We start from the raw sequence: 17,990 nt of genomic DNA on the forward strand, positions 1-17,990 counted from the left end.
CGACCCTGGTCGGCATTTTTTTGCTTTTTTCTTGCGGGCTATCAGGGGCTTGCATATAACTATCCAGCAGGGTGTGGCGATATTTTGCACACTTTGCTAGCAACAAAAACGGGAGCAGATTCAAGGATGAAGCAGACAGATTGGATAAAGCGCTGGGGAGCGCTGTGGCTGAGCGTGCCACTGTTGCTGGGGGCGCTCTGTTTTAGCAGCAGCAGCCACGCCAGCTGGGATCAGGATCTCTATCGCCAGTTGGGGCTGGCCGGCAAGCTCGACAAACAGGTGTTTCGCAAGGCCCTCAACAGTTATCAGAGCGTGCGCCACAAGCGCAAACCCATTCTCACCATCATCGACTACAGCAAACCCTCAACCCAGCGCCGCTTGTTCGTCATCGACGTGAAACGCCACAAGCTGCTCTATCACACCTGGGTCAGCCATGGCCGCAATTCGGGTGAGCGGGACGCTCGCCAGTTTTCCAACCAGTTCAACTCCATGAAGAGTTCGCTCGGGGTCTATCGCACCGCCGAAACCTATCAGGGCAAGCACGGCTATTCGCTGCGCCTCGACGGCCTGAGCCCGGGCCAGAACAGCAATGCCCGCAAACGGGCCATCGTCGTGCACGGCGCCGACTATGCAAGCCCCCGTCATCTGCTCAAATATGACAAGCTGGGACGCAGCTGGGGTTGCCCGGCGCTGCCCAAGGAGCAGTCCAGGGCCATCATCGACATCATCAAGGGGGGCAGCGTCATCTACGCCCACGGCTGAGGCTTGCCTTAAAGCCAAAAAAGAAGGCCAGCATATGCTGGCCTTTTTGTTTCGGGTGATGGATTACTTGCGCACCACCAGCACGGGGCAGGGGGCGTGACGGACCACGGATTCGGCGACGCTGCCCACCAGCAGGTGGCTGATGCCGGAGCGGCCGTGGCTGCCCATCACCACCAGATCGGCCTTCTCTTCTTTGGCCTGCACGACGATCTCGTCGGCGGCGCGGCCGAAGCGTACCTCGAAGGTGGCCGGAATGGGCAGGCTGGCGATCAGCTCCTTCATCTGGCTCTTGGCCTGACGCTCCATCTCGTGGGTGATCTCGATGGCGGTCATGTGCAGGATCTTGTAACTGTCGAAGCCGTGCAGCTGGTCCACCACGTGAACCAGTTTGAGTTCGGCCTGATGGCTCTGGGCCATGAATACGGCATAGTCGAGCACGGCTTGCGACATCTGGGAAAAATCGACCGGGCAGAGCAGGGTTTTGATGGATGGCATATGAAGGCTCCCCTATGGTTGGGTTACTAATGAATCTCATTGTCAATAATACCCATTCGGTCGGTAATAACCCTCGACTCGCTCGCAAAACCGGTAAAAAGTGGTGCTTTGCCGACGGATCTTCATATCATGGGATATGGCCTGTGCACCCTTGCCAGATAGGCCGGCTCGATGGGTGACAGCGTTCGCCTCCGGAGAAATAGTCAAGACATGGTTCGTTTGCTGCTTTCATGGGTATTGCTGCTGCTCTGCTGGCCCGGTCGGGCCGATCCCCTCAATGTCTATTGCGATGACTGGCCGGGTTTTTGCCAGCCGGATGGGCGTGGCATCTATCTGGACATAGTGCGCGCCATCTACCAGCCCAATGGCTACGAGGTCATCCCCCGCATCGTGCCCTACAAGCGGGCGCTGGCGGTGATCGCCCAGCAGGGGGGCGACATGGCGATGGGAGTCTACCGGGATGAGGTGAGCGGCGTGCTGCAACCCCGTTATCCCGCCTCGGCCGATGACCTGACGGTGCTGATGCTCAAGAAGTGGCAGCCCCAGTGGCTGGGCGAGTCGAGCCTCAAGGGGCAGGGGGTGGTGTGGCTGCGAGGCTGGGCCTTTGACAAGTACATCCCGGTTTCCATGCGCTGGCACGAGATAGACAGCCACGACATGGCGCTGCAACTGCTGGCCAAGGAGCGCTACCGTTACTATCTGACTGCCGGGGTGCTCTACTCGGAGGACTCCATTCCTGCCAACATGCATCGCACCTTCCTGCGCTGGATCCCGACCTACCCCATCTTTGCCGACACCGAGAAGGGGCGCACCCTGCAGCAGCTCTGGGATCAGGGTATGGTCAACCTGGTCCGGCACGGCACCCTGGTCGAAATCTACCGACGCTATCGGTTGCACGACTACTACCGCGGTTTTATCGAAGAGCAGGAGCGGCGGCTAAAGCCTGGCAACTAAAACGCCCTGCGTCGGGGAGGGCTGGTTACCTGTTCAGGAACTTTTCTGTCAGCTTGCCGAGTTACCGCGCAGCTGCTTGGCTAGTCGATCGTAGAGGATCACATTGACCGAGGCGGCTAGATTGATGCAGCCCTTGGGTATGGCCACGCAGATCACCTCCTGTTGCTCGTCTTTATCATCAGCGCCTCAACTGCTTGGCCAGCCGGTCGTAGAGGATCACGTTGACCGAGGCCGCCAGATTCATGCATCCCCGGGTCGGTACGTAGATCACCTCTTTCACCGCCTTGAAGCGGGCCGGCTCCAGGGTGCCGTCTTCGGGGCCGAAGATGTAGAAGGCGCGCTCGGGGTGGACGTAGTCCGGCAGCGAGGTCGCCCCCTCGATCAGATCCACCAGCACCGGTGTGCAGCCGGCCGGCACCATGGCCATCAGATCGTCGACCCCGAGCAGGGGGATCTGCTCCACCATCTGCTTGGTGTCGGTGACGAAACGGCGCGCCAGTTCGAAGCGGGTCCCCGTGTAGTAGACCTCGTCCGCCCCGTAGCAGCCGGCGGCCCGCATCACGGCCCCCACGTTCTCCGGTGACTTGGGGTTGACCAGCCCGATGCAGCAATAACCTGCATCGCCGTGCGGCGCGGACTCATCCCCCTGTGGTGGCAGGCATTCGTGATCTGACTCTCTCATCTCGCTCTCCTCTGTGGCGGCCGCATTATAAGCCGCACTCGCCGTCAGGCGCAGGAAAAGTGACGCATGATGGCCGAGCGTCGCTTGCTGCCATTCGCCGAATTTTTGTGCGCAAACCGACAATTTTCATACGCGGCGATAGCAGGAAAACGTTTCTCGACAATAATGGACAAACGTTTGTAACTGGATGTTTGTCTATGACGGAACGTGAGCAAGAGATCCTCGCCCTGCTGCGCCAGGATCCCATGATTGCCCAGCAGGAGCTGGCGGACAGGCTCGGGATCAGCCGCTCGGCGCTGGCGAGCCACATCTCCAGCCTGATGCGTCAGGGCTATGTGCAGGGGCGCGGCTATGTGCTGCGGGAAGGGCCCTACGCCGTGGTGATCGGCGGTGCCAACATGGATATCTGCGGCTGCAGCCACGACAACCTGCGCATTGGCGACTCCAACCCGGGCCGGGTGCGCACCTCCGCCGGCGGGGTGGGGCGCAACATTGCCGAAAACCTGGCGCGCCTTGGCACCGACACCCGGCTGCTGACCGCGGTGGGCAACGATCAGTACGGCCACCACCTGCTGGAGGTGAGCCAGCGCGCCGGCGTCGACGTGCGCCAGGTGCTGGTGCTGGACGGCCAGGCCACTTCCTGTTACCTCAGCCTGCACGATGGCAGCGGCGAAATGAGCTGCGCCGTCAACGACATGGGGATCATCGACCAGCTCACACCGGCCCGGCTCGCCCCCCTGAGCGGCTTTCTCGGGGCTGCCCGGCTCTGGCTGCTCGACACCAACCTCGCCACCCACACCCTCGACTGGTTGTTCGAGCGTCAGGGGGAGCACACCATCTTCGTGGACACCGTCTCGGTGGCCAAGGTGGAGAAGATCCGCCCCTGGCTGCACCGCATCCACACCCTCAAACCGAATCGCAGCGAGGCGGAGCAGCTGTGCGGCTTGCGCATCGCCGGGCCCGACACCTGGCCCATGGCGGCGGCCTGGTTCCACCGCGCCGGGGTGCAGCGGCTGTTCCTGAGCCTCGGCGATCAGGGGATCTTTTATAGCGACGGGGAGTGCCAGGGCCATCTGTCCGTGCTCGGCAGCCCGGTCGTCAACGTGACCGGCGGCGGCGATGCCTTCATGGCAGGGCTGGCCCACGCCTGGTTGCAGGAGCAGGACATCGTCGAGACCACCCGTTTCGCCCTCGGCTGCGCCGCCCTTACCGTCAATTGTCCCGATACCGTCTTTTCCGGCCTATCCAAGGCCGCCGTTGAACGCATGCTGGAGGAGTACCCATGTTGAACGCTTACCTCGATATCCAACCGGTCGTCGCCGAAGCCCTGGCCGCCGGCAAGCCTGTGGTGGCCTTGGAGTCCACCATCATCTCCCACGGCATGCCCTATCCACAGAACGTGGAGACGGCGCGCCAGGTGGAGCAGGTGGTGCGGGACAACGGCGCCGTGCCGGCCACCATCGCCATCATCGATGGCCGCCTCAAGGTGGGTCTGGATGAGGGGGCGCTGGAGGCGCTGGGTCGGGCCGGCCACGCCGCCACCAAGTGCAGCCGCCGCGACATCCCCTTCGTGCTGGCCAACAAGGGGCTGGGGGCGACCACGGTTGCCTCCACCATGATCATTGCCGCCATGGCCGGGATCCGGGTGTTTGCCACCGGCGGTATCGGCGGCGTGCATCGCGGCGCCCAGGAGACCTTTGACATCTCCGCCGACCTGCAGGAATTTGCCCAGACCCCGGTGGCCGTGGTCTGCGCCGGCGCCAAGTCGATCCTCGACATCGGCCTGACCCTGGAGTACCTGGAGACTCAGGGGGTGCCGGTGATCGGCTACCAGACCGAGGAGCTGCCCGCCTTCTACACCCGTGAGAGCGGCTTCAAGGTGGATTACCGCCTCGAGAGCCCGGCGGCCATCGCCGAGGCGCTGCGCCTGAAGTGGGAGCTGGGGCTGGCCGGCGGCGCCGTGGTGGCGAACCCCATCCCGGCCCAGTTTGCCATGCCCAAGGCCGACATCGACGCAGCCATCGCCCAGGCACTGCGAGAGGCGGATGAGCAAGGGGTCAAGGGCAAGGCGTCCACCCCCTTTCTGCTGGCCCGGGTGTGCGAGCTGACCGGCGGCAACTCGCTGGCCGCCAACATCCAGCTGGTGCTGAACAACGCCGCGCTGGGGGCGCGCATCGCCGCCAGTCTGTAATCAGTTGCTGCAAACGAAAAAGAGGGCCTCTTGGCCCTCTTTTTTCATTTTGGCTCTGTGAGTTGCCGGGGGCGTTATTGCAGTACCAGCCGACCGTGCAGCGGCTGCACGGGTCTGTTGTTGGGGTGGTGCATCACCGCCTTGAAGGCATCGATCTGGGCCTGACTTATCTGCACCGGCTGTTTCATCACCAGCCAGCGCACCCCTTCCGAGCAGGGCGGGGTGGTCAGCGAGCCGCTGAAGCGGTAGTAGTCCCGTTTGGCGGGCAGCAACTGCTCTGCCGAGACCGCCTCCTTGAGCTGGTGCTGCTCACCTGCCTTGGCCGGCAACGACGTCCAGGCCCGGCCGAGGGCCGAATTCGCGCTGCCCGGCTCGAACATCACCGCGACCACCGCCAGCTCCCCCTGATCATTGACGTGCACCAGGTGCCCCTCCAGGGGGTAGGATTTGCCCTCGATGAGGTTTTCGCTGGGAGCGTGGAAGTGGAACTGCTTGAGGGTGAAGTGCATGCCGTCGAGCTCCAGCGTGCTGCCCGGGGCATAGTCGACCTGCACCGTGTGGCCGTTGTTGGTGACGCTGCGGCCCCCCGCCAGGTAGTGAAACTGCAGCGGGGCCAGCTCGGCCTTGACCAGACCCGAGAGATTGACCGGCGACTGGTTGCTGCCCGCGCACTGGCCATATTCCGGGGTCAGGCTGGCCCATTTTGCCGGGCCGGCCTCGCCGCTGTATTCCCAGTGCACTGTAGCGGCAAAGGCGGCGGGGCAGAGCAACAGGGTGGCGGCCAACAGGGACTCTTTCATCATGCATCCTTATCTTGATTGAAAAGCACGGCGATCCGTTTCCTGCATTGACGAGGAAATAACGGAAGGCATCATCTGAATTGCGGGATACAGAAGGTCAGACGCTATTTTTATTATTGGCTGGGTGAACGCCGGCGATATTTATGATGCATTCAAGATGAATCTAAATAACGGGGCGGTCACGCCTGCATATTGAATAATCGCTTTATTCAATGACAGCAATCTAATTAATTGGCTGTCATTGTGGATGAATTTGCTCATAATTTATTCATCAGAATTCAGCTCTTTTTTGCCGCGCAAGTCCCCGCCATCAGTCCGTCCGCAATATATTAATTCATTGTTTTTAATGTGGTTTTTGTTGGTCTCATTTGATCTTGAGCAAATTATGCATAGGCTTTCCCGGGCAGGCTGAGGCTGCTGTTATGCACAGCCACAAGGGAGAGATAAAAAATGAATAAATATTATCTGTTGCTGGCGCTGGGCCTGCCAGGGATGGGGTGGGCGAACGAGCCGATCCAGGCAGTGGAAGCAGCCAAGGTGAGCGCGCCGGAAAAAGTCGAGTTGGGCAAGATGCTGTTTTTCGAGCCGCGGCTCTCGAAATCCAACGCCATCTCCTGCAACTCCTGCCACAACCTGGCGACCGGCGGAGTGGACAACCAGGTCAGTTCCCTCGGCCACAAGTGGAAGGAGGGGCCGATCAACTCGCCCACCGTGCTCAACTCCAGCCTCAACTTCGTGCAGTTCTGGGATGGGCGCGCCAAGGATCTGCAGGCGCAGGCGGCAGGCCCCATCGAGAACCCGCTGGAGATGGCCTTCAGCCACAAGCTGGCGGTGGAGACCCTGCACACCCTGCCCGAGTACCGGGCCCGCTTCAGCGCCGTGTACGGCAAGGCGGACTTCGGCATCGACGAGGTGACCGATGCCATCGCCGCCTTCGAGGAGACCCTGGTCACTCCCAACGCGCCGTTTGATCGCTGGCTGAAGGGGGATGCCAAGGCGCTGACTGCGCAGCAGCTGAAGGGCTATCAGCTGTTCAAGGAGAAGGGCTGCACCGCCTGCCACAACGGGGTGGCCATCGGCGGTAACTCCTACCAGAAGATGGGGCTGGTCAAGCCGTTCAAGACCGACAACCCGGCCCAGGGACGCGGTGGAGTGACCGGCGAGAAGCAGTTCATCGGCTGGTTCAAGGTGCCGACCCTGCGCAACATCGAGCTGACCTACCCCTACTTCCACGACGGCTCCGTGTGGGATCTGAAGGAGGCGGTGCAGGTCATGGCGGACATCCAGCTCGGCCAGACCCTGAGCGAGCAGGAGGCGGACGACATGACCGCCTACCTCAAGAGCCTGACCGGCGAGCAGCCGCAGATCGTGTTGCCGATCCTGCCGCCCTCCCAGCCAGATACCCCCAGGCCTCAGGTCAAGAGCTGAGCGGGCGTGATGATTGCAGCGGAGCCGCCGGCTCCGCTTTTTTGTTCCTATCTATCTGATAAGGCTCTCGAAGTTACTGCACTACACAATGACAAAGGGATGACAATCCCCCAGCTGGCGACGGCGATTTTATCGATTTGCAGCCCTCTTCACATTTCCGACACGCTCACAATTTGTTCGATTGCCTTACTCATCCGACCTGGTGTCAAATCACTCCGCCTAACACAAGGAGTGGCATAATAATGAATAATATCAATAAATTAGTTCTGGCTATCGGATTCACTCTCACCACCTTCCCGAGCCTGGCGGCGGGCTTCCAATGCAAGGATCACGTCAAGCTCGGGGTGCCCAGCCAATCCAGTCAACTGCTGTGCCGGGACGGCTATGCCGCCGGTTACAACTACGACACCAAGGTCTCTGACTGGGTCTCTTATCGGATGACGGCCGCCAGCGCCCAGGGTCAGGTGCCGCGCAAGGATGCCTTTGCCGAGGACAAGGAGGTGCCGGTGCAGTTCCGCGCCACTTTGGCCGACTACAAGGGCTCCGGTTATGACCGTGGCCACCAGGCGCCCGCGGCGGACATGCGCTCCACCGCCACCACCATGAAGCAGAGCTTCCTGCTGACCAACATGACCCCGCAGCTGCCGGCGCTCAACCAGGGGGCCTGGCGCATCCTGGAGGAGAAGACCCGGCAGTGGGCCATCGCCTATCAGGATGTCTATGTGATCACCGGCCCCATCTTTACCAACTCGGATGCCTCCATCGGCAACGGTGTGACCGTGCCCCACGCCTACTACCGGGTGGTGATGGATGTGGCCAACCAGGAGGCGATCGCCTTCATCCTGCCGCAGGAGAATGTATCGGCCAGCCGGCTGGCGGATTACATAGTGACGGTGGATGAGGTGGAGCAGCAGACCGGGCTCGATTTCTTCGCCGAGCTGCCGGATGAGCAGGAAGAGGCCATGGAGTCCCAGCTGATGGCCATGTGGAGCAACTGAGTTCACCCATGACGCTGATGAAAACAGGGGCCTGTCGGCCCCTGTTTCTATTTGCTCAGCTCATCACCGACCTTCTTGACGGTGTCCCGGGTGCCGTGACCTATCTCGCGGGTCACGTCCCGGGTGGTGTGGCCAATCTCGCGGGTCACGTTACGGGTGGTGTGCCCCACGGTTCTGCCCGCCTCCTTGATGTCGGCGCAGCCGCCGAGCAGGCTGCCCAGAACCAGGCCGAGGGCCATCTGGGCCATGCAGTCACGCCTCATGCCGTGCTCCTTCTCGTTTCATCATCGTTATGCCGATGGCGGCATTATGGCCTCGTGTGCAACGGGCGGGCAACCAGCAGGGTGTGGCCCGGGCCCGGGATCTCGTGCTCGGCTTCCACGTGGAAGTGGGCCTCGCGCAGGCACTGGTACAGCTCCTTGGAGTGGTAGAAGCGGCTGTTGCCGTTGGCCAGACAGGTGAAGTAGAGGGAGGTGGCGTTGAGACTGAAACTGGCGGCTTCGAAGGATTGGCGGTCCCAGAACAGCTCCAGGATGCAGACCCGGGCGTCCGGCTTCATGGCCAGCCGGATCCGGTTCAGGATGGCGACGATCTGCTCGTGACTGAAGCAGTCGAGGAACTGGCTCATCCACCAGATGTCCGCCTCGCCGGGCAGGGTGCCCGCTTGCAGCAGATCTACCGGGTGACCCTGTACCCGCTCCGTCAGCCCCGCCTCCTCGATGTTGCGGCGAGCCAGTGCCAGCTGCTCGGGCAAATCCAGGATGGTGACTCGCAGCGCCGGATCCCGTTTGGCGCAGGCGATGGCCCACTTGCCGGTGTTGCCACCCAGGTCGTAGAGATGGCGCGGCTCGTAGCCGAACACCTTGTCCTGGGCCTGCTGGAAGGCCCAGTCGGAGTAGAAGTGATCGAAGGCGAACCAGCTGCGGCGGGCAGGCTCGGGCAGCTCGCTCAGATGCGGATAGAGGGTCTGCCAGGGGCCGAACTCCTGCAGGCCGGCCGGCGTGCCGTTGCGGATGGCGTCGAGCAGATGGGCGAGGGGCTGATAGCAGACGTGCTGGGTGAAGTCGAGATTGACCCGGCTCATGGTGTCGTTCAGCAGGTACTTGCCGACCCGCCCCAGCACATAATGCTCCTCGGCCAGGTAGCAGAGCCCGCCGCCGAGCCCCATGTCCAGCAGCACGCCGGTGCCGTATTCACTCAGCTCGCACGCCTGGGCGATGTCGGCCAGTGGTGCCCCCCGCTGGCCACGGGTCTCGAGATAGGCCAGCACCCCGGTTTCGCGCAGGCACCAGCTGGCCTGAAACAGCATGGGCCCGAAGGCGATTTTCTGGGCCTCACTGATGGCTTCCAGCGCGTTGTAGGGGTCTGTCTGATAGTGATTCACGGGGGGCTCCTGCCGGATCAGCGGCTCTGCGCGCGGGCGAGTTCCAGCTGAATGGCCTGGTTCAGACCCAGTACCCAGCGGTTATAACTGCGGTGGATGCTGCCCTTGCCCTTGTCGTCCAGATTGACGCTGCTCACATAATTGATGGAATAATCGCGAGCGCTGTAGGGAATATTGATCACCGCCTGATGCTGACGCACATTGACCTGGCCCCGAATCAGTCCCGGCTGCTCCTGGCGCATTACCCAGCTCTTGCTGATACCCGCCGTAATAATGGCGTTGGCAACCTGCTCCTCGGTGAGGTTGGATGGCACCGGATTGGCCGCCATATTGCGGATGGGCTGGCTGGTGGAGCAGGCGGCCAGCAGGGCACAGGCCAGCAGCAGGGATATTTTATTAATGAGTTTCATAATATTTTCCTTGAGAAGGATATTTATCAATTGAGCGTGGCAATGAGACAACACAAATTGTTTATTTTCAATCACCAAGGCGGTGGATAATCCGGGCTGGCTATTATTTTTGATGAATAATGGTATTATCCGCCCGGTATTCACCTGATGACGCCATTCAATACCATGGCGCAGGCACTGCCCGTCGGGTGAGTGCCTTTTATGCTCTTCGCTCCCACCACGGTTTTAAGGACAGGTCGCCTGCAACATGCTCTCTTTCTCGCTGCTGGATAGTCAGGCCCTGTCACCCGGTCTGGCCGATGAGGACGCCTGGCAGGCGTGGGCGCAGCAGGGACGCTGGCCCGTCGACCCGCCGTTTCCCGTCACTCCCTTGCTGCCCATGATGATGGCGCGCCGCCTGAGCCAGGGCGCCCGGCTGGCGGTGCAGGTGGGGTTGAGTCTGCTGGCCCGCCACCAGGTAGACAGTGCCATCTTCGTCAGCCGCCACGGCGAGCTGGCCCGTTCCATGGCGCTGCTGCAGGCGCTGGCGGACGGGCAGGCGCTCTCCCCCACCGATTTCTCCATGTCGGTCCACAACACCGCCGCCGGGCTCTGCTCCATCCAGGGCAAGGCCGCCATTCCCATGAGCTCGCTGGCCGCGGGGGAGAACAGCCTGATGGCAGGCCTGACCGAAGCGGTCGGCGCCCTGAAGGCCGGTGCCCGCAAGGTGCTGCTGGTGGCCTTCGAGGGGCCGGTACCCGAATTTCATCGCCCCTGGCTGGCGGAAGAGGCGCCGCCCCATGCGCTGGGACTGGTGCTGGAGGGCGGTGAGCAGTGGTGCTGCGAGGGAGTTAGCCCCGCAGTTGACGCTGCCCGCCCGCTGCCCCAGAGCCTCGCCTTGTGGCGCGCCCTGCTGCTAGGCGAGCCGACCCTGATCCTCTGCGATGACCGTCAGGCGTGGAGATGGCAGCGTTGCTGAATCGGGCCTGGCGGTTGATCGGCACGGCCCTTGGCTTCACCCTGTTCGGGGTGGGCGGCCTGCTGCTCACCCTCTTCTGGTTCCCCTTGCTGGCGCTCTGCCTGCGCGGTGAGCGGCGGCGCACCCTGGCCCAGCTCACCATCCGCCACAGTTTCCGGCTGTTTCTCGCCATGCTGCGCGGCTGGGGGGTGCTCGACTATCGCGTCAGTGGCATGCCCGCCGATTTGCGTGGCGCCCTGGTGGTGGCCAATCACCCCAGTCTGCTCGACTACGTCATGCTGGCGGCCGAGATGCCGGTGTGCGACTGCATCGTCAAGCAGTCACTCTGGCGCAACCCCTTCATCGGCGGCGTGGTGCGGGCGGCCGACTACCTGCCCAACGTAACGGGGGAGGATCTGCTGGCCCTGTGCATGGCGCGGATCCGGGCCGGCGGCCTGCTGCTGATCTTCCCGGAAGGGACCCGCACCACCCCGGGCGAACCCATCAAGCTGCAGCGCGGCGCGGCCCAGTTGGCGGTGCGCAGCCAGGTGCCGCTGCAACTGGTGCGGATCCACTGCAGCACCCGATTTCTCACCAAGCAGGACAAATGGTTCAAGATCCCGGAAAATAAGCCGACTTTCACCATAGAATTCCTGCAGCAAGTGGCGGCGGACGAGGTGGTCGCCACCGGCCAGAGCAGTGCGCTGGCCGCTCGCCAGTTGACCCGGTTTCTCACCCGGGCCCTGCAACCCGGGCCCCAATGACAGCATATGGAACAGTTATGCAAGACCTGCATCTAGAGATAAAACAACTCATCATCGACAGCCTCAACCTCGAGGGGCTCACCCCTGACGACATCGACAGCCAGGCACCGCTGTTTGGGGACGGCCTGGGGCTGGACTCCATCGATGCGCTGGAGCTGGGCCTTGCCATCAAGGGTCGCTACGGCATCGTCCTCTCCGCCGAGGATGAGAACACCCGTCGCCACTTTGCCTCCGTTGCGGCCCTGGTGGCCCTGGTGCAGGCCCAGTCGAAAGGGGAGGCCTGAGCCATGACCCGCGACGATATCTTTGCCCAGATCAAGGCCGCCCTCGTGGAGCTGTTCGAAGTCGACGAAGAGGCCGTCACCCCCGAGGCCCGCCTCTATCAGGATCTCGAGCTCGACAGCATAGACGCCATCGATCTGGTGGTGCACCTGCAGAAGCTGACCGGCAAGAAGATCAAGCCGGAGGAGTTCAAATCGGTGCGCAGCGTCAACGACGTGGTGGATGCGGTCGAGCGTCTGCTGGCCGACGCCTGATGCCGGTGTTTGCCCTGCCATGATGCGCTGGCTCTCCTGGCTGGCCGGTGGTGCCCTGCTGCTCTACCCGCTGGCGGTCTACTGGGGGCTGACCCATGCCGGTCAGACCCCGCTGCTGCTCGGCTTGCTGCTCATCTTCTCGCTGCGACTCTTGCCCGGCCTGATCAAGGGGCGGGTCCGGCTCGGCCCCTTGCCGGAGTGGCTCTGGCTGGGGCGCCTGCTGGCCTGCATCGGGCTGGGGCTGACCCTGCTCTCCGCTTTGTTCAGTGCCCGGCACTGGCTGCTCTACTACCCGCTGGCGGTGAGCCTCTGCCTGCTGTGCCTGTTTGGCTGGAGCCTGACCCGCCCCATGAGCCTGGTGGAGCGGCTGGCCCGCTTGCAGGATCCCGCTTTGCCGGCGGCGGCCATCGGCTACACCCGGCGGGTGACCCAGGTCTGGTGCGGCTTCTTCGTCATCAACGGCGCCCTGGCGGCCTTCACCATCTGGCACGGGGATCTGGCGCTCTGGAGCCTCTACAACGGCCTCGTCAGCTACCTCCTGATGGGCGGCCTGATGGGGGCTGAGTATCTGGTGCGTCGCCGCCTGCTCAAGAGGCTGACCCCATGAGCCTGCTGCAAACCCTCTGGCAGCGCGATGGTGCCCAGCCGGTGGCCTTCGGCCCGCAGGGGGAGGTGACCCTGGCCGAGCTGCGCCGCGCCAGCCTGCAACTGGCCAGGGCCATGGCCCGTCATGACGGCGCCGGCCGGCCAGGCGCGCGCTGGGCGCTCTGCTTCGACGACAGCCTGCTGTTCACGCAAGCGTTGCTTGCCTGCGCCCTCGGCGGCTATCAGGCTATTCTGCCGGGTCATCAGCGGCTGGCCGGCCTGCAGGAACTGCAGAGCCAGTTTGACGGCCTGCTCACCGACTCCGAGCTGCCGGGTGCGGCACTCACCGTGCCTCAGCTCAGGCTGCCGCTGGCCGATGCCCACGAGGGGCTGGATGCCGCACACGGAGATCTTGCGCCTGTGCGCCTGGATATCACCCTGTTCAGCTCCGGCTCCACCGGTGAGCCCAAGGCGATCCCCAAGGCCTGGCCCCAGCTGGAGGCCGAGCTGCGGGTACAGATGGCGCTGTGGGGCGAGCGGCTGGCCGATGCCCGGGTGCTGGCCAGCGTCAGCCACCAGCACATCTACGGCCTGCTGTTTCGCATCCTGCTGCCGCTGGTCCTCGGCCGCCCGTTCGATCGCCGCACCATCGACTACCCGGAGCAGCTGGCGGCGCAAGGCGCCCCCTGGTGCCTGATCGCCTCCCCTGCGTTTCTGAGCCGGCTCGATCCGGCCATGCCCGCCACCGGCTGCCGGTTGATCGTCTCCTCCGGCGGTCCCCTGCAGCTGGAAGATGCCCGGCAAGCCCGGGCGCTGCTCGGTCAGCTGCCGGTAGAGATCTTCGGCAGCAGCGAGACCGGCGGCATCGGCTGGCGCCAGCGCCACCAGGAGCAGACCCCCTGGACGGCGCTGCCCGGGGTCGAGGTGCGGGTCGGCCCGGAGCAGGGGCTGCTGCTGCGCTCCCCCTTCCTGGCAGAGGACGACTGGCTGGCCTGCGCCGATCGCATCGCCCTGCACGGGGAGGGTTTCGAACTGCTGGGGCGCCAGGACAGGATCGTCAAGCTGGAGGAGAAGCGCATCTCCCTCGACGAGGTGGAGGCGCGCCTGCAGGCCCTGGCGGAGGTGGAGTCGGCCGCCGTGCTGCCGCTGCAGCAGGGCCAGCGCCAGATCCTCGGCGCCGTGCTGGTGCTAAGCGAATTGGGGGCCGCCCGCTGGGACGAGCTCGGTCAGGGGCGCTTCCTGCTGGCCCTGCGCCAGCAGCTGCGCCCCTGGCTCGAGCCGGTCGCCCTGCCGCGCAGCGTGCGCCGGGTCGTGCTGATGCCCGTCAACGCCCAGGGCAAGCGCCCCTGGTCACAACTCAAGGAGCTGTTCGATGAGCCTGTCCGCTGACACGCTGCCAACCGAGCTGGGTTGCGAGGTGCTGGCCGATGGCGTGCGCCTGCGGCTGCGACTCGATCCCGCACTGCCCTGGTTTGCAGGGCACTTTCCCGGTGCGCCTCTGCTGCCCGGGGTGACCCAGATCCACTGGGTGATGCACTACGCCGCCAGCCGGCTCAATCTCACGCAGCCGTTTCACGGGGTGGATCAGCTCAAGTTCCAGCGCCCGCTGCGCCCCGGGGCCGAGTGCAGCCTGAGCCTGCAGTGGCAGGCGGACAAGGGGCTGCTTCTCTTCAGCTATCTGCTCGACGATGAGCCGGCGAGCAGCGGTCGGGTGCGGCTGACCCCATGAACCCTTGCCTTCTTATTCCCTGTTACAACCATGCCGGTCCGTTGGCCGCCGTACTGGCGCGGCTGGCCGAATTCAAGCTGCCCTGCCTGCTGGTCGACGATGGCAGCGAGCCCGTCGCCGCCGCCGCGCTCGATGCGCTGGCCGCCCAGCACCCCTGGGTCAGCCTGCTGCGCCATCCCCACAACCAGGGCAAGGGGGGCGCCGTGATGACGGGGCTGCGCCGCGCCCATGAGCTGGGGTTCAGCCACGCCCTGCAGGTGGATGCCGACGGCCAGCACGATCTGGCGGATCTGCCGGCCCTGCTGGCGGAGGCGCGCCAGCACCCGGCGGCGCTCGTCTCCGGCCGCCCGCTCTACGACGACTCCGTGCCCAAGGGGCGCCTCTACGGCCGATACATCACCCATGTCTGGGTCTGGATCGAGACGCTGTCGTTCGCCATCAAGGACAGCATGTGCGGCTTTCGGGTCTATCCGCTGGCGTCCACCTGCGCCCTGCTGGAGCGGGTGGCCCTCGGCCGGCGGATGGATTTTGACACCGAGGTGATGGTGCGCCTCCATTGGGCCGGGGTGCCGATGCGCTTCGTGCCGACCCGGGTCATCTATCCCGTCGACGGTCGCTCCCACTTCCGGCTTTTTCGCGACAACCTCGACATCTCCTGGATGCACACCCGGCTGGTGTGCCGCCTGCTGTGGGATCTGCTGCTGCGCCTCTGCCGCTGGCCCGCCCGCTTGGGCGCCCGGTTGACCCGGCTGTGGCGCGAGCGGCGTACCCACTGGTCGCGCACCCCGGAGCGGGGTTCATTGCTCGGGATGCAGATCATGCTGGCCAGCTACCGCCTGCTGGGGCGGCGCGGGTTTTCCCTGCTGCTCTATCCGGTCATCGGCTACTTCTGGCTGACTGGCCGCGCTCAGCGGGAGGCATCCCAAGCCTATCTGGCCCGGCTCGAGGCCTTCGCCAGCGCGCAAGGCGTTGCGCTGCCCGCCGAGCCGAGATCGAGCTTTCGCCACTTCCTGCGTTTTGGCGAGGCGGCCCTCGACAAGCTGGCGGGCTGGCGCGGAGATATCACCGAGCAGCAGGTTGAACTGGTGGGGGCTGAGCACTACCAGGCCGCCATCAACAGCGGCAAGGGAGTGTTGCTGCTGGGCTCCCACCTTGGCGATCTCGAGCTGTGCCGGGCCCTTGGCAGTCGCAAGCAGGGGTTGCGCATCAATGCGCTGGTGTTCACCCGCCACGCGGCCCGCTTCAACGCCCTGCTCAAGCAGATCAACCCGGATTCGCACCTCAATCTCATCCAGGTGCAGGAGCTGGGGGCCGATACCGCCATCCTGCTCAAGGAGAAGCTGGAGCAGGGAGAGTGGGTGGTGATCGTCGGCGATCGCACCTCGGTGACCCGGGAGAAGCGGGTGATCTGGGCCGATTTCCTCGGCGCGCCGGCGCCCTTTCCCCTTGGCCCCTTCGTGCTCAGCAGCGTGTTGGGTTGCTCCGTCTACCTGATGTTCGGCCTCAAGGAGCAGGGGCGCTTTCGGGTGCATTTCGAGCCCTTTGCCGACGGCCAGCCCCTGCCGCGGCAGGGGCGCCAACAGATTCTCGCGTCCCGGGTACAGGCCTATGCCGATCGCCTGCAGCACCACTGCCTGCGCGCCCCGCTGGACTGGTTCAACTTTTTTGATTTCTGGCAGCTGACCGATGAACAAGAGTGAGATGAGCAGGGTTGTCTTCGGCGCGAAGCCGCTGACCATCGAAGACGTGGTGGCCCTGGCCGAACGCCGTGCCACCCCCGCATTGAACCCGGATCCCGCCTTCATGGCCCGCATCCAGCGGGGCGCCGACTTTCTCGACCGGCTGCTGGCCGAAGAGGGGGTCATCTACGGGGTGACCACAGGCTACGGCGATTCGGTTACCCGGCCGGTGCCAACCGAGCTGGTGCCCGAGCTGCCGCTGCACCTGACCCGCTTTCACGGCTGCGGGCTGGGGGCGGATCTCGAGCTCGATGCCGCGCGCGCCGTGCTCGCCACCCGGCTCTGCTCGCTGGCACAGGGGGTCTCCGGGGTCAGCCCGGCCCTGCTCGAGCGCCTCTGCTGGCTGCTGGAGCAGGATCTGGTGCCGCGCATTCCGGAAGAGGGATCGGTGGGCGCCAGCGGCGATCTCACCCCGCTCTCCTACGTCGCCGCCGTGCTGGTGGGGGAGCGCGAGCTTCATCATGATGGTGTGCTGCGCCCCGCCGCCGAGGTCTATCGGGAGTTGGGGGTGACCCCCCTGACCCTGCGGCCGAAAGAGGGGCTGGCGCTGATGAACGGTACCTCGGTGATGACGGCGCTGGCCTGCCTCGCCTATGCCCGCACCGACTACCTGATGCGGCTGGCGACCCGGATCACCGCCCTGGTGAGCGTCGCCATGGGGGGCAACGCCTTCCACTTCGACGAGCGGCTGTTTGCCGCCAAGCCCCACCCCGGCATGCAAGGGGTCGCGGCCTGGTTGAGAGAGGATCTGGTGGCCGGCGAGCTGCCGCGCCACAGCGATCGGCTGCAGGACAGATACTCGTTGCGCTGCGCGCCCCACGTCATCGGGGTGGTGGCCGACAGCCTGCCCTGGTGGCGCCAGCTCATCGAAAACGAGCTCAACAGCGCCAACGACAACCCGCTGATCGACGGCGAAGAGGAGCACGTGATGCACGGCGGCCACTTCTACGGCGGTCACATCGCCATGGCCATGGACAGCATGAAGGCGGCCGTCGCCAACCTGGCCGACCTGCTGGATCGCCAACTGGCCCAGCTGGTGGACACCAAGTTCAACGGCGGCCTGCCGAGCAACCTCTCCGGCGCGCCGGATGGGCGGCAGATGATCAACCACGGCTTCAAGGCGGTGCAGATCGGCGTCTCGGCCTGGACTGCGGAGGCGCTCAAGCAGACCATGCCCGCCAGCGTCTTCTCCCGCTCTACCGAGTGTCACAACCAGGACAAGGTGAGCATGGGCACCATAGCGGCGCGGGATGCGCTGCGGGTGCTGACCCTGACCGAGCAGGTGGCGGCCGCCTGCCTGCTGGCGGCGGTGCAGGGAGTGGAGCTGCGCCTCGCCCGGCCCACCCCCTTCACCCGCCCGCTCGGCTCGGCGCTGGCCGCCATGGTCACGGAGGTGCGGGCCGAGTTTGCCCCGCTGCTGGAAGACCGGGGGCTCGAGCCCGAGCTGAGGGCGCTGATCGCCCGTATTCGCCAGCGCAACTATCCCCTCTATCAGGACTCTTCACTATGAGCCGTATCCAGACTACGCCTGAACCCTGGCAGATCAGCACCGAGATAGAAGTGACTATCCCGTTCCACGGCGTGGACTGGGTGGTT

At 64.4% G+C, this 17,990-nt stretch carries 22 protein-coding genes; 15 read left to right on the plus strand and 7 right to left on the minus strand.

Translation table 11 applies throughout. The annotated features are described in order from the left end of the window. Window positions 1-126: 126 nt before the first annotated feature. Window positions 127-762, plus strand: coding sequence for a murein L,D-transpeptidase catalytic domain family protein (locus tag ACB033_RS00335; protein WP_005297899.1), 636 nt, complete (start codon window positions 127-129; stop codon window positions 760-762). A gap of 63 nt (window positions 763-825) precedes the next feature. On the opposite strand, the gene ACB033_RS00340 is transcribed toward ACB033_RS00335, so the two are convergent. Then, the gene (locus ACB033_RS00340) at window positions 826-1,257 is read right to left on the minus strand and encodes a universal stress protein (protein WP_005297901.1); all 432 of its coding nucleotides are present in this window, start codon (window positions 1,255-1,257) and stop codon (window positions 826-828) included. Window positions 1,258-1,467: 210 nt separating this feature from the next. Between ACB033_RS00340 and ACB033_RS00345 the strand changes: the two genes are divergently transcribed. After that, window positions 1,468-2,211, plus strand: coding sequence for a hypothetical protein (locus ACB033_RS00345; protein ID WP_139723916.1), 744 nt, complete (start codon window positions 1,468-1,470; stop codon window positions 2,209-2,211). Window positions 2,212-2,259: 48 nt separating this feature from the next. Here the strand turns inward: ACB033_RS00345 and ACB033_RS00350 are convergent, their stop codons facing one another. Next, window positions 2,260-2,367 carry an RNA methyltransferase gene (locus tag ACB033_RS00350; RefSeq protein WP_017781467.1) on the minus strand — a complete coding sequence of 36 codons (108 nt, stop codon included), beginning with the start codon at window positions 2,365-2,367 and terminating at the stop codon, window positions 2,260-2,262. Window positions 2,368-2,389: 22 nt separating this feature from the next. Further along, window positions 2,390-2,893: an RNA methyltransferase gene (locus tag ACB033_RS00355; RefSeq protein WP_139723914.1), complete on the minus strand. Its 504-nt coding sequence runs from the start codon at window positions 2,891-2,893 to the stop codon at window positions 2,390-2,392. A 197-nt stretch (window positions 2,894-3,090) separates the two neighbouring features. On the opposite strand from ACB033_RS00355, the gene ACB033_RS00360 reads away from it, so the two are divergent. Together ACB033_RS00360 and ACB033_RS00365 are read left to right on the plus strand one after the other, a co-directional pair. Beyond that, window positions 3,091-4,182: a PfkB family carbohydrate kinase gene (locus ACB033_RS00360; protein WP_024941444.1), complete on the plus strand. Its 1,092-nt coding sequence runs from the start codon at window positions 3,091-3,093 to the stop codon at window positions 4,180-4,182. Then, complete coding sequence (locus ACB033_RS00365) at window positions 4,176-5,084, plus strand: pseudouridine-5'-phosphate glycosidase (RefSeq protein ID WP_005297912.1); 909 nt, start codon at window positions 4,176-4,178, stop codon at window positions 5,082-5,084. Before ACB033_RS00360 ends, ACB033_RS00365 begins: the two co-directional genes overlap by 7 nt. Window positions 5,085-5,158: 74 nt before the next feature. Here ACB033_RS00365 and ACB033_RS00370 read toward each other — a convergent pair whose 3' ends face one another. Continuing rightward, window positions 5,159-5,884 (minus strand): carbonic anhydrase, encoded by a 726-nt coding sequence (locus ACB033_RS00370; RefSeq protein WP_139723908.1) that lies wholly within the window; start codon window positions 5,882-5,884, stop codon window positions 5,159-5,161. Window positions 5,885-6,334: 450 nt separating this feature from the next. Between ACB033_RS00370 and ACB033_RS00375 the strand changes: the two genes are divergently transcribed. Together ACB033_RS00375 and ACB033_RS00380 are read left to right on the plus strand one after the other, a co-directional pair. Next, the gene (locus ACB033_RS00375) at window positions 6,335-7,312 is read left to right on the plus strand and encodes a cytochrome-c peroxidase (protein ID WP_042007452.1); all 978 of its coding nucleotides are present in this window, start codon (window positions 6,335-6,337) and stop codon (window positions 7,310-7,312) included. 242 nt (window positions 7,313-7,554) lie between these two features. Next, the gene (locus ACB033_RS00380) at window positions 7,555-8,310 is read left to right on the plus strand and encodes a DNA/RNA non-specific endonuclease (protein WP_005297919.1); all 756 of its coding nucleotides are present in this window, start codon (window positions 7,555-7,557) and stop codon (window positions 8,308-8,310) included. A 47-nt stretch (window positions 8,311-8,357) separates the two neighbouring features. Here ACB033_RS00380 and ACB033_RS00385 read toward each other — a convergent pair whose 3' ends face one another. The 3 genes from ACB033_RS00385 to ACB033_RS00395 are packed head-to-tail and all read right to left on the minus strand — an operon-like array spanning window position 8,358 to window position 10,104. Then, entirely contained in the window at window positions 8,358-8,573 is a 216-nt protein-coding gene (locus tag ACB033_RS00385) for a hypothetical protein (protein WP_139723906.1), read from the minus strand. 44 nt (window positions 8,574-8,617) lie between these two features. Further along, complete coding sequence (locus ACB033_RS00390) at window positions 8,618-9,694, minus strand: methyltransferase (RefSeq protein ID WP_017781472.1); 1,077 nt, start codon at window positions 9,692-9,694, stop codon at window positions 8,618-8,620. Window positions 9,695-9,711: 17 nt separating this feature from the next. Beyond that, window positions 9,712-10,104, minus strand: coding sequence for a hypothetical protein (locus ACB033_RS00395; protein WP_019839469.1), 393 nt, complete (start codon window positions 10,102-10,104; stop codon window positions 9,712-9,714). 247 nt (window positions 10,105-10,351) lie between these two features. Here ACB033_RS00395 and ACB033_RS00400 point away from each other — a divergent pair, with 247 nt between their 5' ends. Genes ACB033_RS00400 through hutH form a run of 9 tightly spaced genes read left to right on the plus strand, consistent with a single transcriptional unit; the run spans window position 10,352 to window position 17,904 of the window. Further along, window positions 10,352-11,062: a beta-ketoacyl synthase chain length factor gene (locus ACB033_RS00400; protein WP_139723904.1), complete on the plus strand. Its 711-nt coding sequence runs from the start codon at window positions 10,352-10,354 to the stop codon at window positions 11,060-11,062. Beyond that, complete coding sequence (locus ACB033_RS00405; RefSeq protein WP_371140276.1) at window positions 11,047-11,805, plus strand: lysophospholipid acyltransferase family protein; 759 nt, start codon at window positions 11,047-11,049, stop codon at window positions 11,803-11,805. The genes ACB033_RS00400 and ACB033_RS00405 overlap by 16 nt, the downstream gene beginning before the upstream one ends. Window positions 11,806-11,822: 17 nt before the next feature. Beyond that, window positions 11,823-12,089 (plus strand): phosphopantetheine-binding protein, encoded by a 267-nt coding sequence (locus ACB033_RS00410; protein WP_005297932.1) that lies wholly within the window; start codon window positions 11,823-11,825, stop codon window positions 12,087-12,089. Between the two features lie 3 nt (window positions 12,090-12,092). After that, the gene (locus tag ACB033_RS00415) at window positions 12,093-12,341 is read left to right on the plus strand and encodes an acyl carrier protein (protein ID WP_005297934.1); all 249 of its coding nucleotides are present in this window, start codon (window positions 12,093-12,095) and stop codon (window positions 12,339-12,341) included. Between the two features lie 19 nt (window positions 12,342-12,360). Beyond that, window positions 12,361-12,948 (plus strand): hypothetical protein, encoded by a 588-nt coding sequence (locus ACB033_RS00420; RefSeq protein ID WP_193557952.1) that lies wholly within the window; start codon window positions 12,361-12,363, stop codon window positions 12,946-12,948. Then, entirely contained in the window at window positions 12,945-14,315 is a 1,371-nt protein-coding gene (locus tag ACB033_RS00425; RefSeq protein WP_371140277.1) for an AMP-binding protein, read from the plus strand. The genes ACB033_RS00420 and ACB033_RS00425 overlap by 4 nt, the downstream gene beginning before the upstream one ends. Next, on the plus strand, window positions 14,299-14,655 hold the full coding sequence (locus tag ACB033_RS00430) for a hydroxymyristoyl-ACP dehydratase (RefSeq protein WP_021463849.1): 357 nt from the start codon (window positions 14,299-14,301) through the stop codon (window positions 14,653-14,655). Before ACB033_RS00425 ends, ACB033_RS00430 begins: the two co-directional genes overlap by 17 nt. Continuing rightward, window positions 14,652-16,355: a glycosyltransferase gene (locus ACB033_RS00435; RefSeq protein WP_371140278.1), complete on the plus strand. Its 1,704-nt coding sequence runs from the start codon at window positions 14,652-14,654 to the stop codon at window positions 16,353-16,355. The genes ACB033_RS00430 and ACB033_RS00435 overlap by 4 nt, the downstream gene beginning before the upstream one ends. After that, window positions 16,342-17,904 carry a histidine ammonia-lyase gene (gene hutH / locus ACB033_RS00440; protein ID WP_139723896.1) on the plus strand — a complete coding sequence of 521 codons (1,563 nt, stop codon included), beginning with the start codon at window positions 16,342-16,344 and terminating at the stop codon, window positions 17,902-17,904. Before ACB033_RS00435 ends, hutH begins: the two co-directional genes overlap by 14 nt. Window positions 17,905-17,990 lie beyond the last annotated feature (86 nt).

The organism is Aeromonas sp. S15(2024), assembly GCF_041402265.1.
Taxonomy (GTDB): domain Bacteria; phylum Pseudomonadota; class Gammaproteobacteria; order Enterobacterales; family Aeromonadaceae; genus Aeromonas; species Aeromonas dhakensis.